The organism is Streptomyces sp. NPDC039480 (assembly GCF_055597165.1).
Genome location: NZ_JBVITX010000008.1, coordinates 162446 through 185810, shown reverse-complemented (window position 1 = coordinate 185810; position 23365 = coordinate 162446). Strand labels below are relative to the sequence as shown.

At 71.2% G+C, this 23365-nt stretch carries 20 protein-coding genes and 1 pseudogene; 15 read left to right on the top strand and 6 right to left on the bottom strand.

The genetic code is table 11. The annotated features are described in order from the left end of the window. Positions 1 to 150 precede the first annotated feature (150 nt). On the top strand, positions 151 to 1608 hold the full coding sequence (locus ACZ56E_RS25070) for a PucR family transcriptional regulator (RefSeq protein ID WP_471217451.1): 1458 nt from the start codon (positions 151 to 153) through the stop codon (positions 1606 to 1608). 79 nt (positions 1609 to 1687) lie between these two features. Next, positions 1688 to 2476, top strand: a complete 789-nt coding sequence (locus tag ACZ56E_RS25065; RefSeq protein WP_398297981.1) for a phosphatase — start codon at positions 1688 to 1690, stop codon at positions 2474 to 2476. Here the strand turns inward: ACZ56E_RS25065 and ACZ56E_RS25060 are convergent. The 4 genes from ACZ56E_RS25060 to ACZ56E_RS25045 all read right to left on the bottom strand — a co-directional run bounded on the left by ACZ56E_RS25060 (position 2437) and on the right by ACZ56E_RS25045 (position 6158). Next, the gene (locus ACZ56E_RS25060) at positions 2437 to 3411 is read right to left on the bottom strand and encodes a cation diffusion facilitator family transporter (RefSeq protein ID WP_471217449.1); all 975 of its coding nucleotides are present in this window, start codon (positions 3409 to 3411) and stop codon (positions 2437 to 2439) included. The genes ACZ56E_RS25065 and ACZ56E_RS25060 overlap by 40 nt on opposite strands. 20 nt (positions 3412 to 3431) lie before the next feature. Further along, positions 3432 to 4292 (bottom strand): acyl-CoA thioesterase, encoded by an 861-nt coding sequence (locus ACZ56E_RS25055; protein ID WP_471217447.1) that lies wholly within the window; start codon positions 4290 to 4292, stop codon positions 3432 to 3434. A gap of 23 nt (positions 4293 to 4315) precedes the next feature. Beyond that, on the bottom strand, positions 4316 to 5473 hold the full coding sequence (locus ACZ56E_RS25050; protein ID WP_468601350.1) for an acyl-CoA dehydrogenase family protein: 1158 nt from the start codon (positions 5471 to 5473) through the stop codon (positions 4316 to 4318). A gap of 94 nt (positions 5474 to 5567) precedes the next feature. Continuing rightward, entirely contained in the window at positions 5568 to 6158 is a 591-nt protein-coding gene (locus tag ACZ56E_RS25045; RefSeq protein ID WP_471217444.1) for an SACE_7040 family transcriptional regulator, read from the bottom strand. A gap of 120 nt (positions 6159 to 6278) precedes the next feature. On the opposite strand from ACZ56E_RS25045, the gene ACZ56E_RS25040 reads away from it, so the two are divergent. From ACZ56E_RS25040 to ACZ56E_RS25010, 7 genes and pseudogenes are all read left to right on the top strand, one after another. Beyond that, complete coding sequence (locus ACZ56E_RS25040; RefSeq protein WP_471217442.1) at positions 6279 to 7910, top strand: carboxyl transferase domain-containing protein; 1632 nt, start codon at positions 6279 to 6281, stop codon at positions 7908 to 7910. 13 nt (positions 7911 to 7923) lie between these two features. After that, a complete protein-coding gene (locus ACZ56E_RS25035; protein ID WP_468601847.1) occupies positions 7924 to 9861 on the top strand; it encodes an acetyl/propionyl/methylcrotonyl-CoA carboxylase subunit alpha in 1938 nt (645 codons plus the stop codon). A 65-nt stretch (positions 9862 to 9926) separates the two neighbouring features. Further along, positions 9927 to 10886 (top strand): hydroxymethylglutaryl-CoA lyase, encoded by a 960-nt coding sequence (locus ACZ56E_RS25030; protein WP_471217773.1) that lies wholly within the window; start codon positions 9927 to 9929, stop codon positions 10884 to 10886. Between the two features lie 6 nt (positions 10887 to 10892). After that, the gene (locus tag ACZ56E_RS25025; RefSeq protein ID WP_471217440.1) at positions 10893 to 12047 is read left to right on the top strand and encodes an acyl-CoA dehydrogenase family protein; all 1155 of its coding nucleotides are present in this window, start codon (positions 10893 to 10895) and stop codon (positions 12045 to 12047) included. 125 nt (positions 12048 to 12172) lie between these two features. Then, positions 12173 to 13222: an ABC transporter substrate-binding protein gene (locus ACZ56E_RS25020; protein ID WP_471217438.1), complete on the top strand. Its 1050-nt coding sequence runs from the start codon at positions 12173 to 12175 to the stop codon at positions 13220 to 13222. A 117-nt stretch (positions 13223 to 13339) separates the two neighbouring features. Further along, positions 13340 to 14284 (top strand): annotated as a pseudogene (locus ACZ56E_RS25015) (pyridoxal phosphate-dependent decarboxylase family protein); the annotation flags it as partial. Continuing rightward, positions 14274 to 14558: a GNAT family N-acetyltransferase gene (locus ACZ56E_RS25010; protein ID WP_471217772.1), complete on the top strand. Its 285-nt coding sequence runs from the start codon at positions 14274 to 14276 to the stop codon at positions 14556 to 14558. The pseudogene ACZ56E_RS25015 and the gene ACZ56E_RS25010, both read left to right, overlap by 11 nt. A gap of 62 nt (positions 14559 to 14620) precedes the next feature. Here ACZ56E_RS25010 and ACZ56E_RS25005 read toward each other — a convergent pair whose 3' ends face one another. Further along, positions 14621 to 16273, bottom strand: a complete 1653-nt coding sequence (locus ACZ56E_RS25005) for a beta-N-acetylhexosaminidase (RefSeq protein ID WP_471217436.1) — start codon at positions 16271 to 16273, stop codon at positions 14621 to 14623. Positions 16274 to 16366: 93 nt separating this feature from the next. On the opposite strand from ACZ56E_RS25005, the gene ACZ56E_RS25000 reads away from it, so the two are divergent. The 3 genes from ACZ56E_RS25000 to glmS all read left to right on the top strand — a co-directional run bounded on the left by ACZ56E_RS25000 (position 16367) and on the right by glmS (position 19424). Further along, the gene (locus ACZ56E_RS25000; RefSeq protein ID WP_471217435.1) at positions 16367 to 17239 is read left to right on the top strand and encodes a DUF4429 domain-containing protein; all 873 of its coding nucleotides are present in this window, start codon (positions 16367 to 16369) and stop codon (positions 17237 to 17239) included. Positions 17240 to 17338: 99 nt separating this feature from the next. After that, positions 17339 to 17596: a hypothetical protein gene (locus ACZ56E_RS24995; protein ID WP_398298003.1), complete on the top strand. Its 258-nt coding sequence runs from the start codon at positions 17339 to 17341 to the stop codon at positions 17594 to 17596. A gap of 10 nt (positions 17597 to 17606) precedes the next feature. Continuing rightward, the gene (gene glmS / locus ACZ56E_RS24990; RefSeq protein WP_471217433.1) at positions 17607 to 19424 is read left to right on the top strand and encodes a glutamine--fructose-6-phosphate transaminase (isomerizing); all 1818 of its coding nucleotides are present in this window, start codon (positions 17607 to 17609) and stop codon (positions 19422 to 19424) included. A gap of 239 nt (positions 19425 to 19663) precedes the next feature. On the opposite strand, the gene ACZ56E_RS24985 is transcribed toward glmS, so the two are convergent. Continuing rightward, positions 19664 to 20188 carry a universal stress protein gene (locus ACZ56E_RS24985; RefSeq protein WP_398298007.1) on the bottom strand — a complete coding sequence of 175 codons (525 nt, stop codon included), beginning with the start codon at positions 20186 to 20188 and terminating at the stop codon, positions 19664 to 19666. Positions 20189 to 20566: 378 nt separating this feature from the next. Between ACZ56E_RS24985 and ACZ56E_RS24980 the strand changes: the two genes are divergently transcribed. The 3 genes from ACZ56E_RS24980 (at position 20567) to orn (ending at position 23258) form a co-directional block, all read left to right on the top strand. Continuing rightward, positions 20567 to 20992 (top strand): hypothetical protein, encoded by a 426-nt coding sequence (locus ACZ56E_RS24980; RefSeq protein ID WP_471217431.1) that lies wholly within the window; start codon positions 20567 to 20569, stop codon positions 20990 to 20992. Positions 20993 to 21415: 423 nt separating this feature from the next. After that, positions 21416 to 22645 (top strand): helix-turn-helix domain-containing protein, encoded by a 1230-nt coding sequence (locus ACZ56E_RS24975; RefSeq protein ID WP_468601368.1) that lies wholly within the window; start codon positions 21416 to 21418, stop codon positions 22643 to 22645. 10 nt (positions 22646 to 22655) lie between these two features. Then, a complete protein-coding gene (gene orn / locus ACZ56E_RS24970) occupies positions 22656 to 23258 on the top strand; it encodes an oligoribonuclease (protein ID WP_468601370.1) in 603 nt (200 codons plus the stop codon). Positions 23259 to 23365: the final 107 nt, after the last annotated feature.

Sequence of the window (23365 nt, the reverse complement as noted above, 5' to 3'; positions counted from 1 at the left end):
CGTGTCGTGCAGATGGGGGTGAGGACCGGCCGCGGGGACATCCGCCCGTACCCGAGGCCTGCGGTCGGCACGACCTTAAGTGGCCGGAAAGCAACGCTGAAGTGTACGTTTCCTCCACTCTCCGCGCCCCAGACGGATGGAACGTCCACCATGGCCGACCCCACGGCACCTCCCACCCCGCCCGTCCCGCTCGCCGCGCTGCTCGCCCGCGAGGACCTCGGCCTGCGCCAGGTCGCGGGCCCCGACGCGCGGACCGCGGGCACGGCCGTGCAGTGGGTGCACACCTCGGAGATGGCCGACCCGTACCCGTACCTGCTCGGCGGCGAGCTGCTCCTCACCGCGGGCGTGCACCTCACGGACCCGGCGGGCTCGGCCGCCTACCTCGACGACTACGTGGCCCGGATCCTCGCGGCGGGCGGCGCCGCCCTCGGCTTCGGCGTCGCGCCCGTGCACGACACGGTGCCGCGCGCCCTCGCCGAGGCCTGCGACCGGTACGGCCTGCCGCTCGTCGAGGTCCCGCCGCGGACCACCTTCAGCGGGGTCGCGCGGGCCGTGTGGCGGCTGATGGCCGAGGCCAGGCACGCGGAGCTGCGCCGGGTCACGGAGGCGCAGCAGGGCCTCGCCACGGCCGCGGCACGGCCCGACCCGGTGCCTGCCGTGCTGCGGCAGCTGGCGGCCAGGCTCGGCGGGGCCGCGGTGCTGTACGGGCCGGACGGGGCGGAGCTGCAGGCGGCGGGTCAGGCGCGGGACGCCGCGCGCGCCGCGCTGCGGGAGCTGACCGAGGTCGTGCGGCGCCCCGCGCCCGCCGCCCCCGCGTCCGCCGCCGACACGGTGGAGGCCACCCACCTGGCCGCCTATGCCCTGGGCGGCGGCCGCGGCTTCGCGCTCGGGGTCGCCACCGAGCGCCGCGAGCCGGGCGACCACACCATCGCGGGGGCGGCGGTCGTCCTGCTCTCGCTGCTCACCGGCGAACACCAGGGCGCCTCCGAGGCGGCCCGCTCGGCGGCGCTGGTGCGGCTGCTCCTCGGGGCGCCCCCGGAGGAGACCGGCCCTCTCCTGGGGAGCGAGCTGTGGACCGTGGTCCACGCGCGCGGGGAGCGCACCCCGCTGGCCGCGGCCGCCCTCGCCGCGGCGCTGGGCACCGGCCTGGTCGACCCGCGGGACGACGTCGTACGCCTCCTCGTCCCCGCGGGCCACGAGGTGACCGCGACGGACGGCTGGACGCTGGGCGTCGCCGCCCCTGCGGCGCCCGGCGACCTGCCCGCGGCCGACGCCCGCGCGTCCCGTGCCCTGCGCCGCGCGGAGGCCACCCGGCAGCCTCTCGTACGCCACCACGAGAACGGCCTCGCCGCCCTGCTCGCCCCCGAAGAGGCCGACGCCCACGCGCGCGTGCTGCTCGCCCCCCTGGCCGGGAACGAGGCACTGACCACCACCCTGCGCACCTGGCTCTCCCTGCACGGCAGTTGGGACCGCACGGCGGTGGCCCTGTCCGTCCACCGCAACACGGTCCGGCAGCGGATCACGCGCTGCGCGACCCTGCTCGGCGCGGACCTGGACGACCCGGACGTCCGCATGGAGCTGTGGTTCGCGCTGAGTCGTTCCTCCTGAGGCCAAAGGGGCAGAGGTCACAGGTCCGGGGTGCGGGACGGCCCACCGCGGGACCGTCACCGACGGCAGAATGGGACGCATGCCGATACCCAGCCGTGCCGCGCTCGTCGACCATCTTGTCCGCACCCGCATCGCGGGTGACGTCGCCACGCCCCGTGACAACAACCTCAGCCACTACAGGAAGCTCGCGAACGGCGACCGTCACTACTGGCTCGGTCTGGAGCTCGGCGACCGGTGGACCGACGAGCAGGACGTCCTCGCGGTGATGGCGGAGCGCTGCGGCGTCATCGACGACCCGCAGTACCGGCACGGCCAGGACACCATCGACCCGGAGCTGACGGTCGACGCCCTGGAGCGGATGGCGGCGCGCCTGCGCAAGGCCGCCGCCGGCAAGGAGAGCGTGCTTTTCGCGACCGGCCACCCCGGAGGGCTGCTCGACGTCCACCGGGCGACGGCCGCGGCCCTCCGCGCGGCGGGCTGCGAGATCGTCGTGATCCCCGAGGGCCTGATGGCCGACGAGGGCATGGTGTTCCAGTTCGCGGACGTGGCGGTGCTGGAGCGCGGCGCCACGCTGTGGCACACCCACTCCCCCGAGCCGATGAACGCCATCCTGGACGGCTTGGAGCGCGAGGGCCGCCCGCAGCCCGACCTCGTCGTCGCCGACCACGGCTGGGCGGGGCGCGCGGGCCAGCGAGGCCTGGACTCCGTGGGGTACGCGGACTGCAACGACCCGGCGCTGTTCATCGGCGAGGCCGAGGGCACCGTGCAGGTGACCGTGCCGCTCGACGACCACGTCACGAGCCCGCGCCACTACGACCCGCTGACGGCCTATCTGCTCGACGCGGCGGGGCTGACGCCCGCGTCCTGAGCCGGGCCCGGCGTCGGGTCCAGGTAGACCCGCCGGACGGCGGGGAAGCGCTCCTGAAGGCGCTGCGCCATCCGGTCGCAGGCGCGCTCGATGTCCCCTGCCGTCGACACGTCCCGGAAGTCGACCTTCGCGGCGACCAGCGCCTCGTTGGGTCCCTGGAGGAGCGTGGTCAGTTCCAGTACGTCCACGACGTGCGGGTCGGCGAGCAGTTCGGCGCGGACCGCGGCCCGCATCTCCGGCGGCAGCGGACGCCCGATGAGCAGCTCGGAGTTGGCGTGCCCGAGGACCCAGGCGACGTACACGAGCAGCACGCCGATGCAGAGCGAGGCGACGCCGTCCCACACGCCGGACCCGGTGAGCTGTCCGCCGAGCAGCCCGGCCGCGGCGAGCACGAGGCCCGCGAGCGCCGCCGAGTCCTCCATCACGACGGCCTTGACCGCGGTGTCGGGGGTGTGGCGCAGATAGCGCTTGAGGTGCACTCCGAAGCGGTCGGCCTCGCCGCGCGCCTGCTTGAGTCCGGTGCGCAGCGAGTAGCCCTCCAGGAGGAAGGCGACGGCGAGCACGATGTACGAGATGAGGGGGTCGCCCGGCTCCTCCCCGTGGGTGAGGGTGTGGATGCCGTCGTAGACGGCGAAGACACCGCCGCCGACGAACGTGGCGACGGAGGCGAGCAGCGCCCAGATGTAGCGGGCGCCTCCGTAGCCGAGCGGATGCTCCTCGTCGGCCGGTCTGTCACTGGCCTTCAGGGAGACGAGCAGCATCAGCTCGGTGACGGTGTCGGCCACGGAGTGCGCCGCTTCGGAGAGCATGGCGCTGGAGCCGCTGATGACACCGGCGACGGCTTTGGCAAGCGCGATCCCGAGGTTGGCGACGGCGGCGACGATGACTGTGAAGGTGCTCTCGCCGTTGTCCTTCTGTTCCACTTGCTCCGACATGTATCGGACGGTATGTCCGATCAGCGGGGAACGCGAACGACACCCTCCTGGATGACGGTCACCGCGAGCCGGCCGTCCTGGGTCCAGATGCGCGCCTGGCCGAGCCCGCGCCCGCCGGAGGACGACGGCGACTCCTGGTCGTACAGCAGCCATTCGTCCGCGCGGAAGGGCCGGTGGAACCACATGGCGTGGTCGAGCGAGGCGCCGACGACGTCGCCGACGGCCCAGCCGCCGCGGCCGTGCGCGAGCAGCACGGAGTCGAGCAGGGTCATGTCGGAGACGTACGTGGCGAGGCAGACGTGCAGCAGGGAGTCGTCCGCCAGCTTCCCGTCGGTGCGGAACCACACCTGGGAGCGGGGTTCGCGCGGCTGCCCGACGGTGGCCCAGGGCGGCTCGTCCACATAGCGCAGGTCGACGGCGGCGCGGGTCTCCAGGAGCCGGTCGGCGACCTCGGGCGGCAGATGGCGCGGGAGCGTCTCGGCGGCGGTGGGCAGCGTCTCCGGGTCGGGCGCGGGCGGCATCTGCGCCTGGTGCTCCAGGCCTTCCTCGTACGTCTGGAAGGACGCGGAGAGGTGGAAGATCGGCTGCCCGTGCTGGACGGCGACGACGCGGCGCGTGGTGAAGGAGCGCCCGTCGCGGATGCGGTCCACCTGGTACACGATCGGGGCGCCGGGGTCCCCGGGGCGCAGGAAGTACGCGTGGAGGGAGTGGGCAGGACGGTCCCCGGGGACGGTGCGTCCGGCCGCGACGAGCGCCTGTGCGGCGACCTGGCCGCCGAAGACGCGGGGCACGAGCGCCGAGCGGCTCACGCCCCGGAAGATGTCCTCCTCGATCTGCTCCAGGTCGAGCAGAACGAGGAGGTCCTCAAGTGCCTGGTTCATAGAGGTAGTTCTACAAGCCGGTTCTACAGGCCCATGTTCTTGGCGATGATCATCTTCATGACCTCGCTGGTGCCGCCGTAGATGCGGTTGACGCGGTTGTCCGCGTACAGGCGGGCGATGGGGTACTCGTTCATGAAGCCGTAACCGCCGTGCAGCTGGAGGCACTTGTCGATGACGCGGTGTGCGACCTCGGTGGCGAACAGCTTCGCGGACGCGGCCTCGGCGGCGGTCAGCTCACCGGCGTCCAGCGCCTCCAGGGCGCGGTCGACGACGGCCTCCGCGGCGTCCACCTCGGCCTGGCAGGCGGCCAGTTCGAACTTGGTGTTCTGGAAGGAGGCGACCGTCTTGCCGAAGACCGTGCGGTCCTGGACGTACTCCTTGGCGAACCGGACGGCGGCCTTGGCCTGCGCGTACGCGCCGAAGGCGATGCCCCAGCGCTCGGAGGGAAGGTTGCTGCCGAGGTAGTAGAAGCCCTTGTTCTCCTCGCCGAGGAGGTCCTCGACCGGGACCTTGACGTCGACGAACGCCAGCTCGGCGGTGTCGGAGGTCTTCAGGCCCAGCTTGTCGAGCTTGCGGCCGACGGAGTAGCCCTCGGACTTGGTGTCGACGGCGAAGAGGGAGATGCCGAAGCGGCGGTCCTCGGCGGTGGGCGCGGAGGTGCGGGCGCAGACGATCACGCGGTCGGCGTGCACGCCGCCGGTGATGAAGGTCTTGGCGCCGTTGAGGACGTAGTGGGTGCCGTCCTCGGAGAGCTTGGCGGTGGTCTTCATGCCCGCGACGTCGGAGCCGGTGCCCGGCTCGGTCATCGCGAGGGCCCACATCTCCTCGGCGGAGACGAACTTCTCCAGGTAGCGCTTCTTCTGCTCGTCGGTGGCGAGCATCTTGATGTACGGCAGGGCGAGCAGCACGTGGACGCCGGAGCCGCCGAAGGAGACGCCCGCGCGGGCGGTCTCCTCGTACTGGATGGCCTCGAACTTGTGGGTGTCCAGGCCGGCGCCGCCGAACTCCTCGGGGACATTGATCCCGAAGAGGCCCAGCTCGGCGAGCTTGTAGTAGAACTCGCGCGGCACCTGGCCGGAGGCGAACCACTCGTCGTGGACCGGGACGACCTCGGCCTCGATGAAGGCGCGCAGGGTCTCCCGGAACGCCTCGTGGTCCTCATTGAAAACGGTACGGCGCACGGAGAACTCCCTCTGCCAACAGCTGCCTGCATCGACTAAGCGCTTGCTCAGAGGCAGGTTACCCGGCGGTCACGAGAGCGTCCAGAGACGCGTGTCACTCCGCGGCGGCCGCGAACGCCCCCCGGGCCAGGCGGTGCAGGAGTTCCGCCATGGCTCCCCTGCTGGGCAGCGCGTCGCGGCGGCTCAGGTGCGGTGTGGAGTTCAGCAGGCCGAAGACGGCGTGCACGGCCACCCGCGCCGCGTTCTCCGCGAGATCCGGGTAGACCTTGCGGACGACGTCGACCCAGATCTCCACGTACTGCCGCTGGAGCTGGCGGACCAGCTTGCGGTCGCTGTCCCGCAGGCGGTCCAGCTCGCGGTCGTGCAGGGTGATCAGGGAGCGGTCGTCGAGCGCGAAGTCGATGTGCCCCTGGATCAGCGCGTCGAGGACCCGCTCGGGCGATCCGTCCACATCGGCCACGCAGTGCCTGCCGCCCGTCAGGAGCTGCCCGCTGATGCCCACGAGCAGCTCGGCGAGCATCGCGTCCTTGCCCGCGAAGTGCCGGTAGAGACCGGGGCCGCTGATGCCGACGGCGGCTCCTATCTCATCCACGCCGACCCCGTGGAAGCCCCGCTCGGCGAAGAGCCGGGCCGCTTCCCTGAGGATCTGCTCGCGACGGGTGGGGGCGTCGGTTCTGGTGGCCATGGAATTGATTCTAGACAGGCCCGTTAGCGCTCGTTAACCTGTAGGAAACGCGTTAACGCTCATTAACCGATCAGAGGTCGACCGAGTGAACCGAGTGGACCGAGCAAGGGGGCTCGACTGATGCGGCAGGCACCAGTGCTGACGAGCGCGGCTGACCCCGCGTCCGAGGCATGGCGGGCGAACGAGACGGCGCACACCGCCCTCGTCGACGAGCTGCGGGCCAAGCTCGCGGCGGCCGCGCTCGGCGGCGGCGAGCGGGCGCGCGACCGCCATGTGGCGCGCGGCAAGCTGCTGCCCCGCGACCGGGTGGACACGCTCCTCGACCCCGGCTCACCCTTCCTGGAGCTGGCCCCCCTCGCGGCCGACGGGCTGTATGGCGGCGGCGCGCCGGCCGCCGGTGTCATCGCCGGCATCGGCCGCGTCTCGGGCCGCGAGTGCGTGATCGTCGCCAATGACGCCACGGTCAAGGGCGGCACGTACTACCCCATGACGGTGAAGAAGCACCTGCGCGCCCAGGAGGTGGCCCTGGAGAACCGCCTCCCGTGTCTCTACCTGGTCGACTCCGGCGGCGCCTTCCTGCCGATGCAGGACGACGTCTTCCCCGACCGCGAGCACTTCGGCCGGATCTTCTACAACCAGGCGCGGATGTCGGGCGCCGGCATCCCGCAGATCGCCGCCGTCCTCGGCTCCTGCACGGCCGGCGGGGCGTATGTCCCCGCGATGAGCGACGAGGCGGTGATCGTCCGCAATCAGGGCACGATCTTCCTCGGCGGCCCGCCGCTGGTGAAGGCCGCCACCGGCGAGGTCGTCACCGCAGAGGAGCTCGGCGGCGGCGAGGTCCACTCGCGGACCTCCGGAGTCACCGACCACCTCGCCGAGGACGACGCGCACGCCCTGCGCATCGTGCGCACCATCGTCTCCACGCTCCCCGAGCGCGGCCCGCTCCCGTGGTCCGTGCGGCCGGTGGAGGAGCCGAAGGCCGACCCCCTGGGGTTGTACGGCGCGGTGCCCACGGACTCCCGCACCCCCTACGACGTCCGCGAGGTCATCGCGCGCGTGGTCGACGGCTCCCGCTTCGCCGAGTTCAAGGCGGAGTACGGCACGACGCTCGTCACCGGCTTCGCCCACATCCACGGCCACCCGGTCGGCATCGTCGCGAACAACGGCATCCTGTTCTCCGAGTCCGCCCAGAAGGGCGCGCACTTCATCGAGCTCTGCGACCAGCGCGGCATCCCCCTGGTCTTCCTGCAGAACATCTCGGGCTTCATGGTCGGCCGGGACTACGAGGCGGGCGGCATCGCCAAGCACGGCGCGAAGATGGTGACGGCCGTGGCCTGCACCCGCGTGCCGAAGCTGACCGTAGTCGTCGGCGGTTCGTACGGCGCGGGCAACTACTCCATGTGCGGCCGGGCCTACAGCCCCCGCTTCCTGTGGATGTGGCCGAACGCCAAGATCTCCGTGATGGGCGGCGAGCAGGCCGCGTCCGTCCTCGCCACGGTCAAGCGCGACCAGCTGGAGGCGCGCGGCGAGCAGTGGACCGCCGAGGACGAAGAGGCCTTCAAGGACCCGATCCGCGCCCAGTACGAGGAACAGGGGAACGCGTACTACGCCACGGCCCGCCTCTGGGACGACGGCGTGATCGACCCCCTGGACACCCGGCAGGTGCTCGGACTGGCCCTGACGGCGTGTGCGAACGCCCCGCTTCCCGAAAAGGACCCCGCGGCGCCCGCCTTCGGCGTCTTCCGGATGTGAGGAACAAATGACGATGTTCGACACGGTCCTGGTCGCCAACCGGGGCGAGATCGCGGTCCGCGTCATCCGCACGCTGCGGGCGCTCGGCGTCCGCTCGGTCGCCGTCTTCAGCGACGCGGACGCGGACGCCCGGCACGTGCGCGAGGCCGACACGGCGGTACGGATCGGCCCCGCGCCCGCCACCGAGAGCTATCTGCGCGTGGACCGCATCCTGGAGGCGGCCGCGAAGTCCGGCGCCCAGGCGGTCCACCCGGGCTACGGCTTCCTCGCGGAGAACGCCGAGTTCGCGCAGGCCTGCGCCGACGCCGGACTCACCTTCATCGGCCCGCCCGCCGCCGCCATCTCCCTCATGGGCGACAAGATCCGCGCCAAGGAGACCGTCGAGGCGGCCGGCGTGCCCGTCGTCCCTGGCTCCTCCGGCAGCGGCCTCACCGACGCCCAACTGGTCGACGCGGCCCGCGAGATCGGCACCCCCGTGCTGCTCAAGCCGAGCGCGGGCGGCGGCGGCAAGGGCATGCGCCTGGTGCGGGACGAGACGCTCCTCGCAGACGAGATCGCGGCGGCCCGCCGTGAGGCCCGCGCCTCCTTCGGCGACGACACCCTGCTCGTGGAGCGCTGGGTCGACCGCCCCCGCCACATCGAGATCCAGGTCCTCGCGGACGGCCACGGGCACGTGGTGCACCTCGGCGAGCGCGAGTGCTCCCTCCAGCGCCGCCACCAGAAGATCATCGAGGAGGCGCCGAGCGTCCTCCTGGACGAGGCCACGCGCGCGGCGATGGGCGAGGCCGCCGTCCAGGCCGCCCGCTCCTGCGGGTACGCGGGCGCGGGCACGGTGGAGTTCATCGTGCCGGGCAAGGACCCGTCCTCGTACTACTTCATGGAGATGAACACCCGCCTCCAGGTGGAGCACCCGGTCACCGAGCTGATCACCGGGCTCGACCTGGTGGAGTGGCAGCTGCGGGTGGCCGCGGGTGAGGAACTGCCCTTCACCCAGGACGACATCACCCTCACCGGGCACGCCGTGGAGGCGCGGATCTGCGCCGAAGACCCGTCGCGCGGCTTCCTGCCCTCCGGCGGCACGGTCCTCGCCCTGCACGAGCCGCAGGGCGACGGCGTGCGCACCGACTCCGGCCTCAGCGAGGGCACCGAGGTCGGCAGCCTCTACGACCCGATGCTCTCCAAAGTCATCGCGTACGGCCCGGACCGTGCGACGGCGCTCCGCAAGCTGCGCGCCGCTCTCGCGGACACGGTCACCCTCGGCGTCCCGACCAACGCGGGCTTCCTGCGCAGGCTCCTCGCCCACCCGTCCGTGGTCGCGGGCGAGCTGGACACCGGCCTCGTGGAGCGCGAGGCGGACTCACTCGTCCCGGACGGCGTGCCCGACGAGGTGTACGAGGCGGCGGCCGCCGTGCGCGAGGCCGCGCTCCGGCCGGCGGCCGACGGCTGGACCGACCCCTTCTCCGTGCCGAGCGGCTGGCGGCTCGGGGGCACCCCGACGCCCGTGACGCACTGGCTCAGGGCAGCGGGACTCGAACCCGTCGCCCACCGCCTGCGGGGCACCGACCGCACGGTCACCCCCGACCGTGTGCACGTCACCGTCGACGGCACCCGGCACACCTTCCGCCGCGCCGCCGACTGGCTCGGCCGCGACGGCGACGCCTGGCACATCCAGGACCACGACCCCGTCGCGGCCTCCCTCACCGGCGCCGCACATGCCGGGGCGGACGCCCTCACCGCCCCCATGCCCGGCACCGTCACCGTCGTGAAGGTCTCCCCCGGCGACCGGGTGGACGCCGGCCAGAGCCTGCTGGTGGTCGAGGCGATGAAGATGGAGCACGTCATCTCCGCCCCGCACGCCGGCACCGTCACCGAGCTCGACGTCACCCCGGGCACGACCGTCGCCATGGACCAGGTCCTCGCCGTCGTCACCCCCGAGGAGGAGCAGGAATGACCAGCACCGATCCGGCCTCCGAGCCCGCGCCCGAGCCGCTGGAGCTGGCGGACGCGCCGCTCCCCATGGTCGTCCCGACCCGCGGCCTGCCCTCCCACGTCCGCATCCACGAGGTCGGCGCCCGCGACGGCCTGCAGAACGAGAAGACGGCGCTGCCCACGGAGATCAAGGCGGAGTTCATCCACCGCCTCGCCGACGCGGGCCTCACGACCGTCGAGGCGACCAGCTTCGTGCACCCCAAGTGGGTGCCCCAACTGGCCGACGCCGAGCAGCTGTTCCCGCTCCTCGGCGACCTCCAGGGCGTCCACCTGCCGGTCCTCGTGCCGAACGAGCGGGGTCTCGACCGCGCCCTCGCGCTCGGCGCGCACCGCGTCGGGGTCTTCGCCAGCGCCACCGAGTCCTTCTCCCGAGCCAACCTCAACCGCACGGTGGACGAGTCCCTCGCGATGTTCGCCCCGGTCGTCGCCCGCGCGCGTGAGCAGGGCGTGCACGTCCGCGGCTATCTCTCGATGTGCTTCGGCGACCCCTGGGAGGGCGCCGTGCCCATCTCCAAGGTCGTCCGCGTCGCCCGCGCCCTGCTCGACATGGGCTGCGACGAGCTGAGCCTCGGCGACACCATCGGCGTGGCCACGCCGGGCCACGTCTCCGCGATGCTCGCCGCGCTCAACGCGGTCCAGGTGCCGACCGAGCGCATCGGCGTCCACTTCCACGACACGTACGGCCAGGCCCTCACCAACACCCTCGCCGCCCTGCAGCACGGCGTGACGACGGTGGACGCCTCCGCGGGCGGCCTCGGCGGCTGCCCGTACGCGAAGAGCGCCACCGGGAACCTCGCCACCGAAGACCTCGTGTGGATGCTGCACGGCCTCGGCATCGACACCGGGGTCGACCTCGTCCGTCTCAGCGCCACCAGCGCCTGGATGGCCGACCGGTTGGGCCGCCCCAGCCCCTCCCGCACCGTCCGCGCCCTCACGGCCCGCTCCCACGACGAGCAGACCGCGACCACCTCCCACCAGGAGCAGTGAAGAACGATGGACCACCGCCTGAGCCCCGAGCACGAGGAACTGCGCCGCACGGTAGAGGCGTTCGCGCACGACGTCGTCGCCCCCAAGATCGGCGACTTCTACGAGCGGCACGAGTTCCCCTACGAGATCGTCCGCGAGATGGGCCGCATGGGCCTGTTCGGCCTGCCCTTCCCCGAGGAGTACGGCGGGATGGGCGGGGACTACTTCGCGCTGGGCATCGCCCTCGAAGAGCTCGCCCGCGTCGACTCGTCCGTGGCGATCACCCTGGAGGCCGGCGTCTCGCTCGGCGCGATGCCGCTGCACCTCTTCGGCACGGAGGAGCAGAAGCGCCAGTGGCTGCCGCGGCTGTGCGCGGGCGAGGTGCTCGGCGCGTTCGGTCTGACGGAGCCGGACGGCGGCTCGGACGCGGGCGGCACGCGCACGACGGCGGTGCGCGACGGCGACGAGTGGGTGATCAACGGCTCGAAGTGCTTCATCACCAACTCCGGCACGGACATCACGGGTCTGGTCACGGTCACCGCCGTCACCGGCCGCAAGGCGGACGGGCGCCCGCTGATCTCCTCGATCATCGTGCCGTCCGGGACGCCCGGCTTCACGGTGGCCGCGCCCTACTCGAAGGTGGGGTGGAACGCCTCGGACACCCGCGAGCTGTCCTTCTCCGACGTCCGCGTGCCCGCGGCGAACCTCCTCGGCGAGGAGGGCCGGGGTTACGCCCAGTTCCTGCGCATCCTCGACGAGGGCCGGATCGCGATCTCCGCGCTCGCCACCGGGCTCGCGCAGGGCTGCGTGGACGAGTCCGTGAAGTACGCCAAGGAGCGGCACGCCTTCGGCAAGCCGATCGGTGCGAACCAGGCGATCCAGTTCAAGATCGCCGACATGGAGACGCGGGCGCACATGGCCCGCGTCGGGTGGTACGACGCGGCGTCGCGCCTGGTCGCGGGCGAGCCCTTCAAGAAGGAGGCGGCCATCGCCAAGCTCTACTCCTCGACGGTCGCCGTGGACAACGCCCGCGAGGCCACCCAGATCCACGGCGGGTACGGCTTCATGAACGAGTATCCGGTCGCCCGCATGTGGCGGGACTCGAAGATCCTGGAGATCGGTGAGGGCACGAGCGAGGTGCAGCGCATGCTGATCGCCCGGGAGCTGGGCTTCGCGAGCTGAGCCGGTCGTGGCGTGACGTACGGCGGGCATGAGGGGTCCACCGAGCCGGAGTTAGCTTAGGTTAACCTAAGCTCTGATTCCGGCCAGCGGCCCCGCCGCCGTACGTCACGAAAGCAGAGACCCCCATGCCCCAGGCCCGCCTCCCCCAGCCTTCCCGCCGCGGCATCCTCGCCGCCGGCGGCGCCCTCGGCCTCACCGCCGTCCTGGCGGCCTGCGGCAGCGAGAAAAAGGACGGGTCCGGCAAGACCGAGGGTGGCGCGGGCAAGTCCGGCCCGTGGAGCTTCAAGGACGACCGCGGCAAGACGGCCGAGAAGGGCGCGACGCCGAAGAACATCGTGGCGTTCACGGGTGTCGCCGCGGCCCTCTACGACTACGGCATCGAGGTCAAGGGCGTCTTCGGCCCCACGGAGACCAAGGACGGCAAGCCCGACGTCCAGGCCGGCGACATGGACATCAGCAAGCTGACGATCATCGGCAACGAATGGGGTCAGTTCAAGATCGAGAAGTACGCGGCCCTCGCGCCCGACGTGCTGATCTCCACGATGTTCGACGGCCAGGGCACCCTCTGGTACGTCCCCGAGGAGAGCAAGGACAAGATCCTCAAGCTCGCCCCGAGCGTCGGCATCAGCGTCTACGACCGCCAGCTCACGCACCCGCTGCAGCGCATCCTGGAACTCGCCGAGTCGCTGGGCGCGGACGTGAAGTCCGACAAGGTCGTCAAGGCGAAGAAGCGCTTCGAGGACGCGTCCGAGCGGCTGCGCAAGGTCGCCAAGGCGCACAAGGACATCAAGGTGCTCGTCGGCTCCGCGAGCCAGGAGCTGTTCTACGTCTCGGGCACGAACCTCTCGGTCGACCTGGAGTACTTCAAGGCGCTCGGCGTGAACTTCATCGAGCCGCCGGAGAAGGCGAAGAAGGAGTCCGGCGGCTGGTTCGAGAACCTCAGCTGGGAGAACGTCGACAAGTACGACCCGGACATCATCATGATGGACAACCGCACCTCCGCGATCCAGCCCGCCGACCTGGACAAGTCCAAGCCGACGTGGAAGAAGCTGCCCGCGGTCAAGGCCGGACAGGTCATCCCGCGCGTGACGGAGCCGATCTTCTCGTACGACAAGTGCGCGCCGATCCTGGAGGACCTCGCGGACGCGATCGAGAAGGCGAAGAAGCTGAAGTAGCCCCGCATCCGTCGCCGCCCCCTCGCTATACGGAGGGGGCGGTTTCGTTTTCCGGACCCCGCCCCCCCAAAGAGAGCCAAAGTTAGGTTAGGCTTACCTAAGTCAAGTCCCGGCCCTGGAGGACAACTCATGCGCTCGCACCTGCTCAACGGCACCACCGTCGACGGGGTATTCACCGGCAGCGGTGCCGAGTCCGATCTGCAGGCGCTGCTACTCGCCCGCGAGGCGGCCGGGGAGCGGGACCCGGCCTCCCTGCGGATCCTCACCTCCGAGGCCGCTCTCCCGGGCGTGCGCCGGACGGCCCGGCTGCTCGGCCTCGCCGACGAAGCCGTCGTGGCGGTCCGCACCGACCGGAGCCGGCGCATGCAGACCGTGGCCCTCGCCCGGGCCCTTGAGCGCTGCGTGCGCGACGACCTCTCCCCCATGGCGGTCGTCGCCACCGCGGGCACCGACGACTTCGGCTCCATCGACCCGCTGCCCGAGATCGCCACGCTCTGCGCGCAGTACGACACCTGGCTGCACGTGGACGCCACGTACGGCTGCGGGCTGCTCGCCTCGCGCAGGTACCGGCATCTCCTGGACGGCATCGAGCGCGCCGACTCCGTCACCGTGGACCACCACAAGGCCTTCTTCCAGCCGACGGGTTCGTCGGCGCTCCTGGTGTGCGACCGGGGCGACACCTCCCTCCGGACCACCGCTCGGCGCGTCGGCGACCTCTTCGACGAGGTCTGCGACCTGGCCACCCATGGCTGGAAACTGCTCGTCGCCGACCCTCGCTTCGACGTCGTGGCCGAGCCGCAGCTGGCCACGCTCGTCTTCCGCTACATCCCCGCGGAGATCTGCGCCCCGTCCGTGATCGACCGCGCCAACCTGTACGCGCGAAAAGCCCTGTTCGCCGCCGGGAACACGGTGGTGACGGGCACCGAGGTGCGCGGCCGGCAGTTCCTGACGTGCACGCTCCTCGACCCCGCGACGACCGCCTCGGACATCGCGGCCGTCCTCGACCTGATCGCCGACCACGCCGAGCGGTACCTGGGAGAGCGCCTTGACCGTGCTAGCTGACCTCCACCTGCCCACCGGCCACCTCGACCGCCGGAGCCCCGACTTCACGCTCCGGACCCTCGACCCCCTGACCGACTCCGAGCTGGTCCACTCCTGGGTGACGCACCCCCGGGCGGAGCACTGGATGACGCGGGACGCCACCCTCACCGACGTCGAGCGCGCCTACATGGCGATCGCGGCCTCCGGCCGCCGCGAGGCCTACCTCGGCCTGTGCGAGGGCATGCCGTCGTTCCTCGTGGAGTGGTACGACCTGCGGGCGCTGTCGGCCCCATGACCGAGCGGGGCTCCCGAGACGGTCCTCGGGAGCCCCGCTCCTGAACGTGCCCGATCCCTCGCCTACTTGGCGGCGGGCCAGGGCACCTGCGGCGACTTGTAGTAGCCGATGCCCAGCGCGTCCCAGCGCGGCGCCTGCGCGGCGAGCCGCACCTTGTACTTCTCCCAGTCGTGCGTGGCCGCGGGCGACCAGCCGAGCTCGGCGATGCCGGGAAGCCGCGGGAACGCCATGTAGTCGAGGTGCGCGGAGGTCGACAGCGTCTCCGTCCACAGCGGCGCCTCGACGCCCAGGACCGAGTCCGCCGGTGCGCCCTGGAGGTAGGTGGCCGGGTCCCAGTCGTAGGAGCGCTGCACCTCGACATAGCCCGCCCAGGACAGACCGAGCGGTGTGTCCTTCGTGTACTTGTGGTCGATGTAGGCGCGGTCGGCCGGCGAGAGGACCAGCTTGGTGCCGTTCTTCGCGGCGTTCACGACCTGCTCGCGCTCGGCGGCGCCGGTCCTGTCGTAGCCCCAGTACTGCGCGACGGCGCCCTTCGCGGGCTTCGCGCCGGCCAGCTGGTGCCAGCCCATCACCGTCTTGCCGTACTTGGCGACGATCGGCTGCACCTTGTCCATGAAGGCGACGAAGTCCTCGTGGCTGGTGGAGTGCGCCTCGTCGCCGCCGATGTGGATGTACTTGCCCGGCGTCATCGCGGCGAGCTCGCGGATCACGTCGTCCACGAAGTCGTACGTCACGTCCTTCTTGACGCAGAGCGAGCTGAAGCCGACCGCGGTGCCGGTGTAGAGCGGCGGGGCGACGCCGTCGCAGTTCAGTTCGGCGTACGAGGCGAGCGCGGCGTTGGTGTGGCCCGGCATGTCTATCTCGGGGACGACTTCCAGGTACCGGGAGGCGGCGTGGTCGACGATCTCCTTGTACTGCGCCTTCGTGTAGTAGCCGCCCTTGCCGCCGCCGACCTGCGTGGAGCCGCCGTACGTGGCGAGGCGCGGCCAGGAGTCGATGGCGATGCGCCAGCCCTGGTCGTCGCTGAGGTGCAGGTGGAGCTTGTTCATCTTGTAGAGGGCGGCCTGGTCGATGTAGCGCTTGACCTGGTCGACGGTGAAGAAGTGCCGGGACACGTCGAGCATCGTGGAGCGGTAGCCGTAGCGCGGCATGTCCTTGACCGTGCCGCCCGCGATGCGCCAGGGGCCCGGCTGCTTCGTCTTCCTCTCGACGGCGGCGGGCAGTTGCTGGCGGACGGTCTGCACGCCGTGGAAGAGCCCGGCGCCGGTCCAGGAGGTGATGGTGAGGGAGCCGCGCGCGGAGATGACGCGGTACCCCTCGTCGCCGAGGGCCTTGTTCGCCGGTTCGGCGCTGATCCGCAGCCGGATGCCGTCGCGCCCCCCGCCGGTGGTGACGGGCAGCTTGTAGCCGGTGGAGGGGCGCAGCACCTCGGCGAGGTACTCGCCGACGCGCCGCTCCTCGGGGCTGCCCCTGCCGACGCGGATGCGGGTCTTGGCGGTGATCTCGTACCCGGCGCCGTCGGCCTCGGCCGCCAGGGGCGCGGGGACGACCTCGCCGAGTGGGGTGACGGCGGGGGCCGTTGCCTCGCTCGCGGCGGGCGCGGCGGCGAACGAGGAGATTCCGACGGCCGCGACGAGCAGCAGCGGGCCGAGGATGCGTGTCGATCTGCTGTGCGATCTCACAAGCGGGTCCCTTCGGGCGCATCTGTGGTGCATCGCAATCGAACGATCCTCCTTGGTAACCCGGGCCCCATAAGGGGTCAAGGGGTGTAGACCAGTTATCCGAGAGGTCGGTGCGAGAATCCCTGCATGGCGGAAATCATCCAGCGCGACGGGACCTGGACCTTCGACGGGGAGACGCTGCGCATCGTGCCAGGACGCGACAAGAGCGTGTCCCTGTTGCGCGCGACGCTGGGCGAACTGGCCGTCCCCCTCGCGGCGTTGGCGGGCATCGCCTTCGAGCAGGGCAAGAAGTCCGGCCGGTTGCGGCTGCGGCTGCGGGAGGGCGCCGACCCGCTGCTCCAGGCGACGGGCGGGAAGCTGACGGACTCCTCGGACCCGTATCGACTGACGGTCGACGCGGACCGGTACGGGGTCGCGGAGTACCTGGCCGACGAGGTCCGCAACGCGCATCTGATCGAACAGGTGCCGACCACGCCCTGCGACGCCTATCTCCTCCCCGGCCCGTCCGTGCCGCTGTCCGTCTCCGCGGGGGACGGCACGGCGAGCTTCGACGGGGAGCGCGTCCGCCTGGAGTGGAACTGGAAGACGGAGGAGGCGAAGTCGGTGTCCGGCACCCGGTCCCTTGCGCTCGCCGACATCGAGGCGGTGGAGTGGCAGCCGGCGGTCGGCCTGGAGAACGGCTGTCTGCGGCTCACCGTGAAGAACGCGCCGACGAAGGCCCCGCCGAAGTACGACCCGAACTCCGTGGAGCTGTGGGGCTTCAAGAAGGACCCGCTGATGGCCCTGGTCGCCGCCGCGGTCCAGGCCCGCCTGCCGCACCCCTCGGCCCCGGCGGCCACGCCGCCCGCCGCCACCAAGAGCCTCACCCCGCCACCCCCGGCCGACGACCACGACACGCTGCTGCGCCGCCTGCGCGAACTGGGCGAGCTGCACCAGGGCGGCATCCTCACGGACGAGGAGTTCGCGACGGCCAAGCAGGCGGTCCTGCGCCGTATGTGACCTCCGATTCCCTGCCTCGCGAGCACCACTGCGACACGATCCTGCCCGATTCCGGGCAGGATTCTTGCGAAAGGGCATGCGATACCCCAGGATCAACGAATGCACGACGACCTGGTGGACCACCTCACCCGCAGCACCCCGCTCCAGCGGGGCGAAGCGCTGCGGGTCATCCAGGACGTGCTCGCCTACTTCGACGAGACGACCGAACAGTTCGTCCGTCGCCGCCACCGCGAGCTGCAGGGTCAGGGCCTGCTGAACGCGGCGATCTTCGAACAGATCTCGGCGGACCTCGCATACCGCGCGGTCGCACCGCCGGAGCTCACGCTCCGCCAGCTGCGCCGCATCGTCTACGGCTAGGAATCCCTCCATGTGCGGAATCGTCGGATACATCGGCAAGCGTGACGTCGCCCCGCTTCTCCTCGAAGGCCTGCAGCGCCTGGAGTACCGCGGCTACGACTCCGCGGGCATCGCCGTCACCGGCCCCAAGGCCACGGGCCTGAAGACGGTCAAGGCCAAGGGCCGCGTCCGCGACCTGGAGGCCAGGGTCCCCGCCCGCTTCAAGGGCACGACCGGCATCGCCCACACCCGCTGGGCCACCCACGGCGCCCCCTCCGACGAGAACGCCCACCCGCACCTCTCGCAGGACGAGAAGGTCGCCGTCGTCCACAACGGCATCATCGACAACGCCTCCGAGCTGCGCGCCAAGCTCATCGCGGACGGCGTCGAGTTCCTCTCCGAGACGGACACCGAGGTCCTCACCCACCTCATCGCCCGCTCCCAGGCGGACACCCTCGAGGAGAAGGTCCGCGAGGCGCTGCGCCACATCGAGGGCACGTACGGCATCGCCGTCCTGCACGCCGACTTCAACGACCGCATCGTGGTGGCCCGCAACGGCTCCCCCGTCGTCCTCGGCATCGGCGAGAAGGAGATGTTCGTCGCCTCGGACGTCGCCGCGCTCGTCTCGCACACCCGTCAGGTCGTCACCCTCGACGACGGCGAGATGGCCACCATCAAGGCCGACGACTACCGCACCTACACGACCGAGGGCTCGCGCACGACGGCCTCGCCGACCACCGTGGAGTGGGAGGCCGAGTCGTACGACATGGGCGGCCACGACACGTACATGCACAAGGAGATCTTCGAGCAGCCCGACGCGGTCGACCGCGTCCTGCGCGGCCGCATCGACGACCGCTTCTCCACCGTGCACCTCGGCGGCCTGAACCTCGACGCGCACGACGCCCGCAAGGTGCGCCGCGTCAAGATCCTCGGCTGCGGCACCTCGTACCACGCGGGCATGATCGGCGCCCAGATGATCGAGGAGCTGGCCCGCATCCCCGCCGACGCGGAGCCGGCGTCCGAGTTCCGCTACCGCAACGCGGTCGTGGACCCCGACACCCTCTACATCGCGGTCTCCCAGTCCGGCGAGACGTACGACGTGCTCGCCGCCGTCCAGGAGCTGAAGCGCAAGGGCGCCCGCGTCCTCGGCGTCGTGAACGTCGTCGGCTCCGCGATCGCCCGTGAAGCCGATGCGGGTGTGTACGTCCACGCGGGCCCGGAGGTCTGCGTCGTCTCCACCAAGTGCTTCACCAACACCACCGTGGCCTTCGGCCTGCTCGCCCTGCACCTGGGCCGCATCCGCGACCTGTCGGTCTCCGACGGCAAGCGGATCATCGAGGGCCTGCGGAAGCTGCCCGGCCAGATCTCGGAGATCCTCAAGCAGGAGGACGAGATCAAGAAGATCGCCAAGAGCTACGCGGACGCCCGCTCGATGCTCTTCATCGGGCGTGTACGGGGCTACCCCGTCGCGCGTGAGGCCTCCCTCAAGCTCAAGGAGGTCTCGTACATCCACGCCGAGGCCTACCCCGCCTCCGAGCTGAAGCACGGCCCGCTCGCCCTCATCGAGCCCGCCCTGCCGACGGTCGCGATCGTCCCGGACGACGACCTCCTGGAGAAGAATCGCGCCGCCCTGGAGGAGATCAAGGCCCGCAGCGGCAAGATCCTCGCGGTCGCGCACCAGGAGCAGGAGAAGGCCGACCAGACCATCCTCGTCCCGAAGAACGAGAACGAGCTGGACCCGATCCTGATGGGCATCCCGCTCCAGCTCCTCGCCTACCACACGGCGCTGGCGCTCGGCCGGGACATCGACAAGCCGCGCAACCTCGCGAAGTCCGTCACCGTCGAGTAGCCGAACGGCCCCCGTCGGGCCGTGACATGAACGACCCCCTGTGCGTGCCACCAGCGCACAGGGGGTCGTTCCTCAAGGGCCGGGGTCGCCCATTACCCCGACCCGCGCCGCCGACCGTTATGTACCCTTCAGAAGGGCTCAAACCACCTCTACGCACGAGTAGATTTATCTGCTCATGAAACCGCCCGCTCAAGGGAGTTGAGGGTTGCCGCCCGCAACTCACCGAGGGCCGCGGAGCGTTACGGGATGACGACGACGGGGCGCTGCGCGCGGCGCGCGAGACGGCCCGCGACGGAGCCGAAGATGCGGCCGACGATGCCGTGCGTGGAGCCGACGACGATCGCGTCCGCGCTGTACTCGCGGCCGACCTCCTCCAGCTCGTGGCAGATGTCGCCGCCGCGCTCGACGAGGATCCACGGCACCTCGGCGAGGTAGTCCGCGCAGGCCAGCTCCAGGCCGAGTACTTCCGTGCGGTGGTCCGGCACGTCGACGAAGACCGGCGGCTCGCAGCCCGCCCACACCGTGGTGGGCAGCCGGTTGGCGACGTGCACGATGATCAGGCCGGAGCCGGAGCGGTGGGCCATCCCGATCGCATAGGAGAGGGCCCGCTCACTGGAGGTCGAGCCGTCGAAACCGACGACGACACCGTGCCTGAAGGCGGGATCGCAGGAATGACGCGGTTCTTCCGCCGCTCGGGGGGTCGCTGTCGGATCGGCGACCTGCCGCTTGCGGTCCGCAGGTTCGAAGAATTCGTGACCGGCCATCGGTGTCTCGGCGAAGGAGTCCTCTGTGGGAGGGTCGGCTTTTTCTGGTGGTGCGAACGTTCAGGACCTGAAAGGTCGTCCGGGAATCATCTTCCCAAGCCCATACCCCCAAGGGTACGGCGACACTCCCCTCCTGCCCAGAGCCTGCCCGGGACCTGCGAAGAGCCCCGCACAGAGGCCCCGCCGGGACTGCACAGGGCCTCCCGGCGTTCACCGGAGCATGCATGAGCCTCGCCCGGATGGCAATGGTTGCTGCCTCCTACAGGCGGTTTGCCCACCCGTCCGGCGCCACCCGGTGGCCTCCCCAGTGACCCGCCGGGAAGCCAGGCGTTGGACAGCGCTGGATCTCCGTACGCCATCTGCCACAGGGAGCACGCCGTGCCTGGACCTTCGCCCGCGTCCTCACCTTCCACCCTCTTCCCGCCTTCACCCGAGCAAGGCAGGCCGGGCCGGGAGGGCGCGCATGAGCGCCGCCCCGCCGCGGTGCCCGCACCGCGCGCCCGCCAGCCGCGGGACACGCCCACGGACTCGGTGAGCGACGTGGTCCGCTGGGCCGCGTTCAGCTGTGTACTGGTCCCCGTCGTCCTCGTCGGGTACGGGGGGTCACTGGCCGGCGCCGCCGGCGCGGCGCTCGGCCTCGTGGCCGTCACCGGGGTCTGCCGGGTGCTCCTGCGGCAGTCCGAAAAGGGCGCCGCGCGACTGCTTGCAGAACAGAACAACGGGCACCGGGGACGGCACGGCAGAACGGGCTCAGGGGCGCACAGGGGCACTCGTCACAGTGCCGACAGTGCGCCGGTGGACTGACCAATTCACACACACGCTCCCGTAGCTTTTCAGCCAACTTCCGGGGGCCGTCGATTCCTTGGCCGAACGCCCCCTCAACCCCCGTCCGACCAGGGCTGAAAGGCGCGCACAGGCCGCCCGCACCCTACGGGGACCGGCCATGGAGCCAAGGCGCACTTCCCAGCAAGCCGCCCGAGTGCAACGCTTCGTGATCGAATGCTTCACGCCAAGTTGCCATGTCGACAATCTGCCGAGTGATGAACTGGTCACCCCGGCAGCACGGGACGCAGTAGATTCGATCTTGACTGTATTACGGCGGGGGACTGGTGGAGGACCGAGGGGAAACGTGCAGCAGCGACAAGCCAGGCAAGCGCGTCAAGCACGTCAAAAACGTCAAGCACGCCAGGAACAGGGAGCCGCGAAGCCCAAGGGGGGTTTAGCACCATGAGCCACGACTCCACTGCCGCGCCGGAGGCCGCGGCTCGGAAACTCTCGGGGCGGCGCCGCCGGGAGATCGTAGCGGTGCTGCTCTTCAGCGGCGGTCCCATTTTCGAGAGTTCCATACCGCTCTCCGTGTTCGGCATCGACCGGCAGGACGCGGGGGTCCCCCGCTACCGGCTGCTGGTCTGCGCCGGCGAAGAGGGCCCGCTGCGGACCACCGGCGGGCTCGAACTGACCGCGCCGCACGGCCTGGAGGCCATCGGCCGGGCCGGCACCGTCGTCGTACCGGCGTGGCGGTCGATCACCTCACCGCCGCCGCCGGAAGCGCTCGAAGCGCTGCGCCGCGCGCACGAGGAGGGCGCCCGCATCGTCGGGCTCTGCACCGGCGCGTTCGTGCTCGCCGCGGCGGGGCTGCTCGACGGGCGCCCCGCGACCACCCACTGGATGTACGCGCCGACGCTCGCGAAGCGCTATCCGTCCGTCCACGTGGATCCGCGCGAGCTGTTCGTCGACGACGGTGACGTCCTGACGAGCGCCGGCACCGCGGCCGGAATCGATCTCTGTCTGCACATCGTGCGCACGGACCACGGCAACGAAGCGGCGGGCGCGCTCGCCCGCAGGCTCGTCGTGCCGCCGCGCCGGGCCGGCGGCCAGGAGCGCTATCTCGACAGGTCTTTACCCGAGGAGATCGGCGCCGACCCGCTCGCCGAGGTCGTCGCCTGGGCGCTCGAGCACCTCCACGAGCAGTTCGACGTGGAGACGCTCGCCGCGCGCGCGTACATGAGCAGGCGGACCTTCGACCGCAGGTTCCGCTCGCTCACCGGCAGCGCGCCGCTCCAGTGGCTGATCACCCAGCGGGTGCTCCAGGCACAGCGGCTGCTCGAGACCTCCGACTACTCCGTCGACGAGGTCGCGGGCCGCTGCGGCTTCCGCTCACCGGTGGCGCTGCGGGGTCACTTCCGGCGCCAGCTGGGCTCGTCACCCGCCGCCTACCGCGCCGCGTACCGCGCCCGCAGGCCGCAGGGCGAGCGCGTGCTCGAGCCCGTGTCCGCGACGGCGCAGGCCGTGCCCACGCTGGTCGAGGCGGGACCGGTGCCGACCCAGACCCGGCGCACGGCGGCCGCGAGCGCGCTCGGCCCGTCGACCTCGGTGCCCACCGAGTCCGGCAAGCCGAACTCCGACGTGTACGCGCCAGGACGTGCTCCCCTGCCCGGCCAGAGGAGCGCGCCGTAGGGTTGGGGGCATGAACGATCGCATGGTGTGGATCGACTGCGAGATGACCGGGCTCTCGTTGACGGATGACGCACTTATCGAGGTGGCCGCACTGGTCACCGACTCGGAACTGAACGTGCTCGGCGAAGGTGTGGACATCGTGATCCGCCCGCCGGACGCGGCGCTGGAGACCATGCCCGAGGTGGTGCGCGCCATGCACACCGCCTCGGGGCTCCTCGACGAGCTGGCCGGCGGCACCACGCTGGCCGACGCCGAGGAGCAGGTCTTGGCGTACGTACGTGAGCACGTCAAGGAGCCGCGGAAGGCTCCGCTGTGCGGAAACTCGGTCGGCACCGACCGCGGCTTCCTGCTGCGGGACATGGCGACGCTGGAGGAGTACCTCCACTACCGGATCGTCGACGTGTCCTCCATCAAGGAGCTGGCCCGGCGCTGGTATCCGAGGGCGTACTTCAACAGCCCGGACAAGAACGGCAACCACCGCGCGCTCGCCGACATCCGCGAGTCCATCGCCGAGCTGCGCTACTACCGCGAGGCGGTCTTCGTGCCGCAGCCCGGGCCCGACTCGGAGACCGCGAGGACGATCGCGGCCAAGTACGTCCTGCCTGCGGAGTAGCCTCCGCGAGCGCCCTGTTTGCGGGACTGTGTACGGGGTCCGGAAAAGGTGTGCGCGAGCACCCCTTCGGACCCTGTACACTTTTTCTCGGCCGGTCGGAAGAACGA